The 12502-nt window shown below is 44.1% G+C and carries 10 protein-coding genes; 8 read left to right on the top strand and 2 right to left on the bottom strand.

The genetic code is table 11. The features are described 5' to 3' along the window. Positions 1-455: 455 nt before the first annotated feature. The 4 genes from fdhE (at position 456) to PR675_RS19985 (ending at position 6420) form a co-directional block, all read left to right on the top strand. Positions 456-1391 (top strand): formate dehydrogenase accessory protein FdhE, encoded by a 936-nt coding sequence (gene fdhE / locus PR675_RS20000; protein ID WP_004924161.1) that lies wholly within the window; start codon positions 456-458, stop codon positions 1389-1391. A gap of 22 nt (positions 1392-1413) precedes the next feature. Continuing rightward, positions 1414-2805 (top strand): L-seryl-tRNA(Sec) selenium transferase, encoded by a 1392-nt coding sequence (selA, locus tag PR675_RS19995; protein ID WP_061064537.1) that lies wholly within the window; start codon positions 1414-1416, stop codon positions 2803-2805. Beyond that, a complete protein-coding gene (gene selB, locus PR675_RS19990) occupies positions 2802-4670 on the top strand; it encodes a selenocysteine-specific translation elongation factor (RefSeq protein ID WP_061064536.1) in 1869 nt (622 codons plus the stop codon). Before selA ends, selB begins: the two co-directional genes overlap by 4 nt. 91 nt (positions 4671-4761) lie before the next feature. After that, positions 4762-6420: an LTA synthase family protein gene (locus PR675_RS19985; protein WP_061064535.1), complete on the top strand. Its 1659-nt coding sequence runs from the start codon at positions 4762-4764 to the stop codon at positions 6418-6420. Positions 6421-6472: 52 nt separating this feature from the next. Here PR675_RS19985 and PR675_RS19980 read toward each other — a convergent pair whose 3' ends face one another. After that, on the bottom strand, positions 6473-6901 hold the full coding sequence (locus tag PR675_RS19980) for a TOBE domain-containing protein (RefSeq protein ID WP_004924171.1): 429 nt from the start codon (positions 6899-6901) through the stop codon (positions 6473-6475). A 109-nt stretch (positions 6902-7010) separates the two neighbouring features. Next, positions 7011-7751 carry a GntR family transcriptional regulator gene (locus tag PR675_RS19975; RefSeq protein ID WP_014657178.1) on the bottom strand — a complete coding sequence of 247 codons (741 nt, stop codon included), beginning with the start codon at positions 7749-7751 and terminating at the stop codon, positions 7011-7013. A gap of 171 nt (positions 7752-7922) precedes the next feature. On the opposite strand from PR675_RS19975, the gene PR675_RS19970 reads away from it, so the two are divergent. The 4 genes from PR675_RS19970 to PR675_RS19955 all read left to right on the top strand — a co-directional run bounded on the left by PR675_RS19970 (position 7923) and on the right by PR675_RS19955 (position 12425). Then, on the top strand, positions 7923-8933 hold the full coding sequence (locus tag PR675_RS19970; RefSeq protein ID WP_004924178.1) for an ADP-ribosylglycohydrolase family protein: 1011 nt from the start codon (positions 7923-7925) through the stop codon (positions 8931-8933). A gap of 10 nt (positions 8934-8943) precedes the next feature. Continuing rightward, positions 8944-10353, top strand: coding sequence for a purine-cytosine permease family protein (locus tag PR675_RS19965; RefSeq protein ID WP_004924182.1), 1410 nt, complete (start codon positions 8944-8946; stop codon positions 10351-10353). A 2-nt stretch (positions 10354-10355) separates the two neighbouring features. Next, entirely contained in the window at positions 10356-11291 is a 936-nt protein-coding gene (locus PR675_RS19960; RefSeq protein ID WP_061064534.1) for a PfkB family carbohydrate kinase, read from the top strand. A 132-nt stretch (positions 11292-11423) separates the two neighbouring features. Further along, on the top strand, positions 11424-12425 hold the full coding sequence (locus tag PR675_RS19955; RefSeq protein WP_004924190.1) for an NAD-dependent epimerase: 1002 nt from the start codon (positions 11424-11426) through the stop codon (positions 12423-12425). Positions 12426-12502: the final 77 nt, after the last annotated feature.

The following is a 12502-nucleotide window of genomic DNA, read 5'->3' as shown; positions in this document are numbered from 1 at the left end:
TCCGAAAGGGCGGGGAGCAGTCACCTGACTATGCGAGAGAGTACGCATTATTAATTACCCTAATCCCATTATGTTTGATTTTTACCATGGGGCAACATTTCGCAAAAGAAGACAGTAGCTTACCTATTGATTCAAATTAGTCTGAGTCCGTTTAACAAATATAACGCGATATGGGTGATATTCAGGCGTAGTGAAATCACCCATTATCTTTAATATCATCATTTCCTTCCCCACATCACCTCATCTAAAGAAACGGTATAAAGATTGCTTCGCTCTGATATAAAAAGCTGGCGATACGCACGATACAAAGGGAACAAGGTGGCTACTGAGCGACTTTTGTTTTATCCTGAGCGATAGATAACAGCAATTTCCGCTGATAAGCATACAATACGATAGATAGCTCTAGGGAAATCCCCTAGAGCTATCATTTTAAAAATTTGAAAGAGAGCAATGCGATGGGTATTCGTATCGTCCCTAAAGAAGAATTAGGGCAAGAAAGACTAAAAGAAAAAGGTATTGGTTTTATCCCGCCTGTCCTATTCCCGAATTTAAAAAATCTGTATCAACGACGCGCAGAAAGATTAAAAGCACTGGGTGTGGATGAACATCCTTTTGCAGATTATCTTAATTTTGCAGCGGAAGTGGCAACAGCACAAAACAATGCGCAGCATGATAATCCTTTAGAAATGGATATGAATGCGGTATTAGAGCGCGCAACGGCGACCAATAATCCGCCTCTTGAGGCGAAAACATTCCCACGTATAGCCCATTGGCATAAGTTATTAAATGCGATTATTGCTGAATTATTACCAGTGGTTCCAGAGTCAGTACGCCCTGCATTAGAGAATCTCGATAAGGCGTCTGAAAATGAGCTTGAAGAGATGGCGACTGCGCTACTTAACGAGCAATTTGAGAAGGTTCCCGCTGATAAATCCATGTTTATTTGGGCGGCACTGTCTGTGTATTGGGCACAAATGGCAGCACAAATTCCCGGAAAAGCGCGCGCTGAACATGGTGATCATCGCCACTTCTGCCCCGTTTGTAACAGCATGCCTGTGTCTAGCATTGTACAAATTGGCACAACGCAAGGCCTACGCTATTTGCACTGTAACCTGTGTGAAACAGAATGGCATATGGTACGTGTCAAATGCAGTAACTGTGAACAAACTCGCGATCTCCACTATTGGTCTCTTGATGATGAAAATGCTGCGGTAAAAGCAGAAAGTTGTGGTGACTGCGGTAGTTATCTCAAAATTCTTTATCAAGAAAAAGATGCGAAAGTCGAAGCCGTTGCTGATGATCTGGCGTCTATCATCCTAGATGCTCGGATGGAAGAAGAGGGCTTTGTCCGTAGTAGCCTTAACCCATTTTTATTTCCCGGTGAAAAATAGTCACTAAAAGAGAGTAATCACGATGGCAGACTCCACCGCCGAACTATACCGCCAGCTTCCTGCTGTTGATAAACTCCTCCAACTTGACGAGGTGCAAACCCTCGTCATCGAGTCAGGACACCACTGGGTAACCGAGCAGTTGCGAGAGATGCAACAGCAAGCTCGCGAGTATATCCGACAACATAGTCAGTTGCCCGCTTGGCATCCTGATTGGGTTGCTGAGTTGGTTAGGCGCCATGGTGCTTTACAAGAAAGCGCATTAAAACCCGTGTTTAACCTGACGGGAACGGTGCTGCACACCAACCTTGGTCGCGCGGTGATGGCCTCTTCAGCGATTGCTGCCGTTAATAAGGTGATGAGCTCACCTGTGACTTTGGAATACTCTCTTGATGGCGCGACGCGAGGGCATCGTGATCGCGCTTTGGCTGAATTGCTATGCCAACTCACGGGCGCCGAAGATGCTTGCATTGTGAATAATAATGCTGCTGCCGTATTATTGCTTTTGGCGACGGTGGCTCAAGGCAAGCAAGTTATTGTTTCACGTGGCGAATTAGTTGAAATAGGCGGTGCTTTCCGAGTACCGGACGTGATGGCACAAGCAGGTTGCCAATTAGTCGAAGTAGGAACAACCAATCGTACTCACCTGCGTGATTATGCGGGCGCTATTAATGAGCAAACCGCGTTATTGATGAAGGTGCACACCAGCAACTACAGTATTGAGGGGTTTACCGCAGAAGTTGAAGGCGCTGAATTGGCGGAATTAGGTCAACAGCATCAGTTGCCGACCGCAATTGATTTAGGCAGCGGATCAATGATCGATATGACCGCCTATGGACTACCTGCCGAGCCAATGCCGCAAACGTACCTAGCTCAAGGGATTGACCTTGTTTCTATTTCTGGGGATAAGCTACTGGGAGGGCCGCAAGCAGGGATTATTCTCGGGAAGAAAAAGTGGATTGAAGCCATTCAAAAGCACCCGCTTAAGCGTGCCTTACGTGCTGATAAAATGACATTAGCCGCATTAGAGGCCACATTAAAACTCTATTTAACGCCCGAAAAACTGGTCACGGAGCTTCCAACACTACGCTGGTTAACACGTAGTGCCGATGAAATCAAAGCGCGAGCTGAACGTTTGATCGTTCCATTACAAGCCTTCTATGGCGATAAATTTGTCGTAGAAATGGAGCCTTGTTTATCCCAAATTGGTAGCGGCTCATTACCGATTGATAGGCTACCGAGTTATGCCGTGACGTTTACGCCATTTGATGGGCGGGGCAATACGTTGGCCTTACTGACGGCACGTTGGCGTCACACCGACCAACCAGTCATTGGTCGATTAAAAGAGGGCAAATTATGGCTAGATCTCCGTTGCTTAGATGATGAACATGGATTATTGCAGGTATTGTTGTCATGATTTTTGCTACTGCTGGCCATGTTGACCATGGTAAAACATCGCTAATTCAATCAGTCACTGGGGTGAATACGGCGCATTTACCCGAAGAAAAAAAACGGGGTATGACCATCGACCTCGGCTATGCTTATTGGCCTCAACAAGATGGTAGTTCAATCGGTTTTATCGATGTTCCCGGACATGAAAAATTTTTAGGGAATATGTTAGCGGGGGTCGGCGGGATCAATCATGCCTTGCTGGTGGTTGCTTGTGATGATGGGGTCATGGCGCAAACGCGAGAGCATTTAGCGATTTTACGTTTAGCTGGTTGCCAAAATATAACAGCCATTTTGACGAAAGCAGATAAAGTTGATGCAGAGCGAATTGCACACATTTCTTTGCAAGTGAAAAATGAGCTACAGCACCAAGGTTGGCCTGACGCTGCGATATTTGTGACCTCGGCCAACGATGGACGCGGAATCGCGGAATTACAGGCTTATTTACAACAATTGCACCAGCAAAGAGCCGATCACCAAAATCGTCAACAACGTTTTCGTTTAGCGATTGACCGTGTATTCCATGTCAAAGGGGCCGGTATTGTTGTCACAGGCACGGCCTTAGCAGGGCAAGTGCAGCTTGGTGATACTTTATGGTTAACGGGCGCTGACACCACTGTTCGTATTCGGGGGATCCACCGCCAAAATCAGCCAGCAGAGCGAGCTCAAGCGGGTGACCGGGTTGCACTCAATTTAGCTGGAGATATTGATAAAGCGGCGATTACACGTGGTGATTGGCTGCTATCAGAGAAGCCTTTCGCTGCGGCAACAAGAGTGATTGTTGAATTAGAGTGTGATTCGGTGATTAAACATTGGCAGCCGGTCCATTTATACCATGGTGCGAGCCATATTACAGGTCGAGTCTCATTATTAACCGAACTTGGCTCGACGCCCTTACTCGCGGAACTCATTCTCGATACACCGTTGTGGCTTGTGGATAATGACCGCCTCATCATTCGTGATATTAGTGCGCGAGAAACACTGGCGTCAGCAAGAGTGATCCGGCTTACCTCTCCACGTCGAGGTAAGAGATTACCTGAATTCATTGAATGGTTAACTCGCCTCTGTATGACAAATGATGAACTTACCCATCTGAAATTACAGTTACCTAATGGTGAGTTAGATTTAAAGCGTTATAGTTGGGCTCGTCAATTAACCCCGCCCGCCCTTGAACAGCTATTATCACAGGTTGAACTCGTTCGCGTAGGGGATTTGGCTCTTTCTGCTTTTAAAGCCCAAGTGGCGAAAGAACGGCTCGTTCAAACATTAGAAGATTTCCATGAAGTGCACAGTGACCAAATTGGGGTTGGGAAAGCACGCTTAAAACGCATGGCATTACCGACAGTAAGTGAATCATTAGTTTTTAAATTAATTAATGAGTTGATTGCTGATGAGCGTATTAAACAGACCCGTGGTTGGCTACACATGCCACAACATGGGTTAGTCTTTGATACGGAACAACAACAAATTTGGCAACAAATAGCGCCTTTATTCCCTCGAGCCGAGGCCTGGTGGGTCCGTGATCTGGCTAAAGAAATCAATCATGATGAAGACGCAGTCCGACGTGCGATGAAAAAAGCGGCACAAATGGGGCTAGTGACGGCGATTATCCGTGACCGCTACTACAGTAGTGACCAAATAAAGCAATTTGCCGAGCTTATTTTGCGTTACTGTACGCATAAAGGCGAAATAGGCGCCGCTGATTTTCGCAATGAATTAGGGATTGGTCGGAAATTGGCGATTCAAATTCTTGAGTTTTTCGATAGAAGTGGCTTCACTAGACGCAAAGGCGATGGGCACTTTTTACGAGATAAAGGCATTTTTGTTGAATAGATTTATCGTCTAAATTAGTTAAAATAGCCAGTCTGTGGCGGCCTTTATCTGTTGGAGGTCGTCGATACTTACATATTTTGTGGTAAACCCGATGAAGAAAAGAGTATTTTCCGCCGTTTATCTAACACTGATATTCATTGCTTCCCTTTTCCTAGTCTTCGAGAAAACGAGTGTGATTTACCCCGGATTGATCTCGGTAAGTGTTTATGCCATTATCTTTGGGGTACTCTATCTTGTCTCAGCTAGATGGTTATTTTCTGCCGTTGTTACCAGTACGCTGTTTATTATTATTAAATTCCTTAACCAACTCAAAGTTCACTATTATAAAGAGCAATTATTTTATTCCGATATTAATATCATGACGGATACGTCAAATATGGGAACCTTGGGGCATTATTGGTTAGCTGGCGTTGCATTGATCGGATTATTGATTTTGTTAATCATTAATGCAGTGCTTAGTTGGCGTCTATTACGCCCAACGAAAACATTTTCTTGGCGATTAATCGGCATATTACTTGGCGTTGGTGGCTATTTTGGCGCGAGCTTTGCGGCCTCCCATTATTACAACCAATGGACGGAGACTTTACCTAAAGGTAGAGGAACCGTTACCAACTTGGTTATGTCGGCGAAAAATTCAAATTACCATTCCCCCCAAATTAAAGGTTCATCTGATTATTTTATACAAAAAGCGGCAACGGTATCATTACCCGCATCTGATATAACAGAAAAACCGGATATCTTATTGTTATTACAAGAGTCCACTGTTAACCCAAGCATCTATAAATTACCAGACGGCACTAAACTACCCAATTTATTTATGTTTCAACAGGATAACGAGTTGATCGCGCATAGCCATATGCGAGTGCAAACTTTCGGGGGAGGAACTTGGTTATCTGAATTTGCCGCTTTAACAGGGCTAAACAGTGATGACTTTGGCTCGCAAAAAAGTGGTGTCTTTTACTTTATTGTCGACCATCTAAATAACAGCTTGTTTAAAGAGATGAAGGCCAATGGTTATTATACCGTCGTTCTGACGCCATTTAACCGTGGTGCTTACCATTCAGGCCATGCTTATCAAACATTAGGTGTCGATAGAATTATTCAGCCTCAAGAGTTGGGTTACCCAGGAAAATTACAAGATAACTTATGGACGATCAGCACTGAAGATATGCTGAAATATGTCAAAGAAATCTTAGCAAAAGAGACTGATAAACCAGTATTTATTTTCTCGTTAACCATGTATGAGCATGGCCCTTATAAAGAGAGCCATCATGATGATTATGGCTTAAAAGGGAAGGTAAAAAATGCAGACTCCGTTGGTGAATTTAGTCATTATATGGAAAAAATCGTCGCGTCTGATAACGCGATACGCGATTTTGTCGAATTTATGGCGAAGCGCGAACGTCCATTAATGTTTTTATATTTTGGTGACCACCAGCCGGGGATCAGCTTAAATCAATATCAATCTGAATTTTCTAACCCCGCCTTTATCACACAATTTACGTTACGTGATAATTTGAAATCGGGTAATCAGATTAAAACGGGTCCGTTAACCGATATTGCCTTCCTTGGAGGGATAATATTAGAGCGCGCAAATTTACATGTTTCTCCGTTCTATGAAGCGAATATTAAGATGCGTCATTTGTGTGATGGCAAGTTAGATGACTGTGAAGATAAAAAATTATTAGAGAGTTATCACCACTACATCTATCACACATTACAGGCGGCGAATAAAAACGTCGAGGAATAAGGGGTAGGAAAATAGCGGGGCTGTGCTCCGCTATTTTTTATCTCCGCGGCAATCACTGGCGAGTCGCGAGGATCACACTAGAGGCTTTCACTAAGGCGATGATATCGACCCCTTTCGTGAGCGCCATCTCTTTTAGACTTTCATTGGTGATCACGGCGGTTAGCTCAACACCTTTATCGGTGACGAGGAGAACGGTACTGTTGACGGCGCCTTCAATAATATTGCTGATTTTACCGTTGAATTGATTACGGGCTGAAAATTGCAAACCACAGTCCGGTGTGGCGAGTACCACCCAAGGGGCCTTAATAATAGCGACCGCCTCTTTGCCTACCTCTAACCCCAAGGTTTTGCAGCTTTCACAGGTAATGACGGTGGTAAGTTGTTCTCCGTTGCCTAAACTGAGCACCACTTCGTTGTTAACTGCACCTTCTTTAATTTCACTAACTGTACCGATTAATTGGTTACGAGCAGAAACCTGCATGATTTACCCCCTCTCTTTAATCGTAAAAACGACTATTAATTAGAATAAAGGTAAATGTTTAAGTAATCTAAATTATCAATCGTGTTCGTGGATAAGATCACGCCAAGCGTTATGGTGAATTAAACTCCAACTCATAGATATCCCCACGGCAGATGATTTCACTGTACTCAATGATCACACCACCTTGCAGGGTGCTAGTTTGTTTCACCTGTAATAATGGAGCCCCTACCGTTGTGTTTAACCAATTTGCATACTCTTCATTGCAACTGATCGCTTTCACTTTATGTTGCACATGATTGAAAGTGATACCTTGGCTTCCCCATAGGGCATAGAGAGAATCGGTCAGTTTTTCCGGTTCAGGAAGATATTGAGCAGGAATATAGTTATTTTCAAAAGAAACAGGCTGACCATTTGCGATACGGATACGCCTTAATTGCGCGATTTGGCTACCAACAGCTAAACCTAATTTTGCGGCAATATCGGCCGTTGCTTCGGTGAGTGTGCGCAATAACCACTGTGTGGTGACTGTACCACCTGCTTTAATCACTTGAGAGGTAAAACCACTTTCATGTGATAACGAATAACCTAGATATTTTGCGACTTGAGTACCAACCCCTTGCTGCCGAACAACGGCTCCCTTTTTTTCAAGAGATTGCATTGCTTTACTGATTGTCACTCGAGAAAGATTTAACTGTTGTGCAAGATAGCGCTCTGCTGGAAGATAATCGCCTGCATCCACAATTTTGTGCTCAATCGCGGATTCAATCGCTTGTTGCAATTGGCGATACAGAGGCATTGTGGAATTCACATCTAGTTGATTCTTAATCCATTCAAGAAAGCGTACTTGCATTGTATTTTTCCATAAAACTTTCAACAAATTAAGTTTATAACAGAGTTCAGGATATGCATAATATCATCGATTGGACTTACATTGGCATTATTTTTTAACTGATTGGACTGGTATTGGACTTAATTGCTGCTAATATAATTAGTGTTGTTAAGGAAAGTACTGGGAGTAAAAATGGGCCTGAAACCCAACATTGAAGCGGCGATACTTGGATGCTTATATGGTCAGGCTACAGGGGATGCCATGGGCATGCCTTCTGAACTATGGCGCCAAGACAAAGTTCAACAATTTTTCGGCTGGATAGATCACTTTTTACCAGGGCCAGACGAAAATATTGCCGCGATTGGGTTTCGTGCTGGTGAAGTGACGGATGACACTCATCAAGCAATTGCGTTAATGGATGCGATTATCGCTTGTCATGGTCAGGTAGAGCCGAAGGTGGTTGCACAAAATATTTTAGCGTGGGCAGACCGCATTAATGCCTTTGATAAAAATATTTTTGGACCAACATCCAAGCAATCTCTATTAGCTATTCAAGCAGGCGTTCCAATTAACGATATTGTGTCAAATGGTGTCACCAATGGTGCGGCAATGCGGATAGCCCCTGTAGGGTGCATTGCTTCAACTGCTGATCGCAATCAATTTATAAAAACCGTTGAAGCGGCTTGTATCCCGACACATAAGTCGGACATTGCGATTGCAGGTGCCTGTGTCATTGCTTGGGCAATTAGCCGAGCTATCGAGCAAACTCCATGGCCTCAAATAAAACAAGAACTTCCACTACTCGCCGATGAGGTGCAACAGTTATATGCCTCAACGTTTAGTCCATCTTTAGGCCAACGAATTTTATTGGCCTTTAAGAAGGCTAGCGAGTTGCAAACATGCTCTCCTCAAACAACACTTAAAGAGCTGTACGATTTTATCGGGGCCGGTATGGACACGATAGAGTCTATTCCCTGCGCTCTGGCCATAGTTGACCTAACAAATGGTGATCCTGTCATGTGTGCGAAATATTGTGCCAACCTGGGGGGAGACACGGACACCATTGGTGCTATGGCCGGAGCGATTTCGGGAGCTTTGTCAGGTATTCAATCTTTTCCTGAAGAATGGATTGCAATGATTAACAATTCTAATAATATAGATTTTTATCCCTACGCAAAAATACTCAGCGCCTTACGTCATTAAGGAGAGTTGAATGAGTGCACTACCTGACGCTGCACAAAAAAATGAAGCATGGAAAATCGAAAATACAGGTATTGATATCGTACCTGAGCATGAGCGAACAGCCACTCCTCTTGAGTTATTTTGGATCTGGTCTGCCGCGAATATCGGGATCCTCGGTATTGTTTATGGCGGAATTATTGTTTCTTTTCGTCTCTCTTTCGTGCAATCGCTGCTCGCGGCGATTATCGGTATAGCCAGCTTCGCATTAGTTGGTTACATCAGTTTATCAGGCCAAAAAGGCCGCACCTCTACACTAACACTCTCGCGAACCATTTTCGGCAAAACAGGGAATATAGCCCCGACATTTTTCAGTTGGGTCACTTTGATGGGATGGGAAGCCATCAACATGATCACTGGGACACTGACATTAAAGGCGCTTTTTCAGGTGCTTGGATTTAGTGATTCAGTGACATTAACCGTTGTCTGTATGGTGTTATTTGGTGGTTTAGCTATCACTATTAGCCTACTCGGGCAAGCAACGGTTGTGGTTATGCAAAGCTGGATCACGCGTATCTTTGGCACCATGACCTTGATTGCCGCGCTGTATATTATTTGGCATACAGATTGGCAGGCAGTGTTATCCATGCCTTCTGGTAGCTGGCTAACGGGCTTTTTACCTGCTGTCTCAATTATTGCGGCAGGAACAGGTATTGGCTGGGGGATTGCAGGAGCAGATTACAGCCGTTATCAAAGCGAACGGTCATCAAAATCATCTATTTTTAATGCCGTCACATTTGGAGCGATGCTACCGCTATTTATTCTGTTATTTACAGGGATTTTGCTGTCGGCACGCTTGCCGGAATTAGCTTCCGCTGAAAACCCGATTGCGTTAATTGGTGCAGAGCTGCCAAGTTGGATGTCTATCCCTTATTTATTAACGGCAACTGCGGGTATTATTACTATTGCGGTACTAAGCCTCTATTCTGCGAGTCTCAACTTACTGACGATTGGCATAAAAATTCGCCAAGTTTATGCGGTCGCAATAGATGCTATTTTAGTCATGGGTGTGGCGATTTATATCCTATTTATTTCAGGCGAATTTATTAATTCATTTATTGCTTTCTTACTATTTTGTGGCGTGTTCTTAGCCTCATGGGAAGCGGTATTTATGTTGGATTATGCCGTATTGCGTAGTCGCCAAGGTTATAAGTTTGAGCAACTGTTTGGTCAGTCGAACGCAGGAATTCGTTGGATACCGCTGCTGTGCTGGCTGTTAGGTGCGCTGGCTGGCTTGTTAGTCAGTGATAATGAGTTTATTAAAGGGCCTTGGGCAACAGGGATTTTTGAAGGCTCTAGTTTATCCATTCTTCTTTCATTTGTATTAAGCTTTTTGCTTTACGGCTTATACTTGATGTTTAGTCATTCAGCGGAGAAAGATTAATCATGCGTACCGTTGCCGTGATAGGGGCTGCTGCTGGTGATTGCGTTTTAAGCGTCGCGAGAATGCCACGTAGTGGTGAAGATATCGCAGCCCACGATCACGGCTGGCAAATCGGTGGCTGTGCATTTAATGTTCTTCGTGCTTTAGCTCGTCTACAACTCCCTATAATTAATGGTATTCGTGTGGGCAATGGACAATGGGGACAGCGAGTTCGCCAAGCGCTATCAGAGCTTGGTGTGTCACCTTTTTTCGTTAGCGAAACCCAAGATAATGGTTGGTGCTTTGCATTAACAGAGCCTAACGGCGAAAGGACGTTTATTTCTATCGCGGGTTGTGAAGAAGAGTGGAATAGGGAGGAGCTACAAACTCTCGCTTTACCGAACGACAGTATTATCTATGCGAGCGGCTACGAACTAGGCTGCTTGCAAGGGGAAGCGTTACAACAATGGTTGCTGAATGACTGCCCAACACAAACCCTCGTTTTAGATTTAGGGCCAAGACTTGCAGCGCTTCCTCAGAATTTCTTACAGCAATTACCCGCCAATAGAACCCTTTTAACGGTCAACCGTGATGAGGCGCGTTTCCTCTGTGGTGAAGGTGACCTTGTAAGGTTGTCAGCGGAGTATGCGTATCGTCGTGGTATTACGCTGATTGTTCGCTTGGATAGCCAAGGTGCTTGGCTATGTCAACCGAATCAACAGCCACTGTTCGTGCCTGCATACCAAATTGCCGTTGTGGATACGATTGGTGCTGGGGATGCACATACCGCAGGAGTATTGGCGGGATTATCCCAAGGCTGGTCATTACGCGATTGTGTTGACTTTGGTAACCAAGTTGCTGCCATCGTTGTCAGTAAGCAAGGCCCCGCGGGTGCACCGACATTAAGTGAAATTAATCAATCTGCACTATCACAAGCCATACCAGAAACTTTCGAATAGCTCACTGAGAGCATTATTTTATTTCTTTAGAAATAAAACCATTGTTACATTTACAGGTCTTAACTCTAAATGGATATTGAATGCGGCTTATATTGAGTCGTGAGAATGGTTTAATACTAAAAGATAATTAACATGAAATATTTAGTTACTGGTAGTGCAGGTTTTATCGGTTTTAGACTATGTCAGCGTTTATTAGATAGTGGTCATGAGGTTGTTGGAATCGACAACATGAATGCTTATTACGATCAGGGTCTGAAACAGTCTCGTCTACATATTCTTGAGCAATACCCTCATTTTCGTTTTATTCCACTTGATATTACCGACCGTGAAAAAGTCGTGGTGTTGTGTACCCAAGAAGATTTTGACCGTGTGATCCATCTTGCTGCTCAAGCAGGAGTTCGCTATTCATTGCAAAATCCATTTGCTTATGCAGATAGTAACCTTTCCGGTCATTTGGCTATCTTGGAAGGGTGCCGACAGGCAAATGTCAAACACCTTGTGTATGCGTCTTCTAGCTCTGTGTATGGCATGAGTGAGCAAACTCCATTTAGTACCGATATGCCGACCGACCACCCAGTCTCTTTGTATGCGGCAACTAAAAAAGCCAATGAATTGATGGCACACTCCTATTCACATCTCTATCAGTTGCCAACCACTGGTCTGCGTTTCTTTACAGTTTATGGTCCGTGGGGGCGTCCGGATATGGCCTTATTCAAGTTTACTAAGGCAATTTTGGCGGGCGAGCCTATCGATGTTTATAATAACGGCAATCTCAGCCGTGATTTCACTTTTATTGATGATATCGTGGAAGGGGTTATCCGTATTTCCGATATAATCCCACAAGCAGACCCAGAAAATGGTTCTCTTTCACCTGCACAAAGTCGTGCGCCATACCGTTTATACAATATCGGTAATGGTCAGCCTGTGAAGTTAACTGACTTTATTACTGCACTTGAAAAATCACTGGGCAAAAAGGCAATCAAAAACTTTTTACCGATGCAGGCTGGGGATGTGTATACCACATGGGCCGATACCGAAGACTTATTTAAGGTTACGGGATACCGCCCACAAGTTTCGATAGAGCAAGGGGTGCAGGCGTTTGTTGACTGGTATCAGTCATACTATCACCTGTAATTTGTCGCTGATGAAGGATCCCTTGTCATACACTAAGATGGATTTGAGAGGTCAGTTTTGAAAATAGCAATTGCGGG

Origin of the sequence: Providencia sp. PROV261, from assembly GCF_028477945.1 — a bacterium.
GTDB classification, from domain to species: Bacteria; Pseudomonadota; Gammaproteobacteria; order Enterobacterales; family Enterobacteriaceae; genus Providencia; species Providencia stuartii.
The sequence above is the reverse complement of the archived record's forward strand: the minus strand, read 5'-3'. Positions and strand labels throughout refer to the sequence as shown.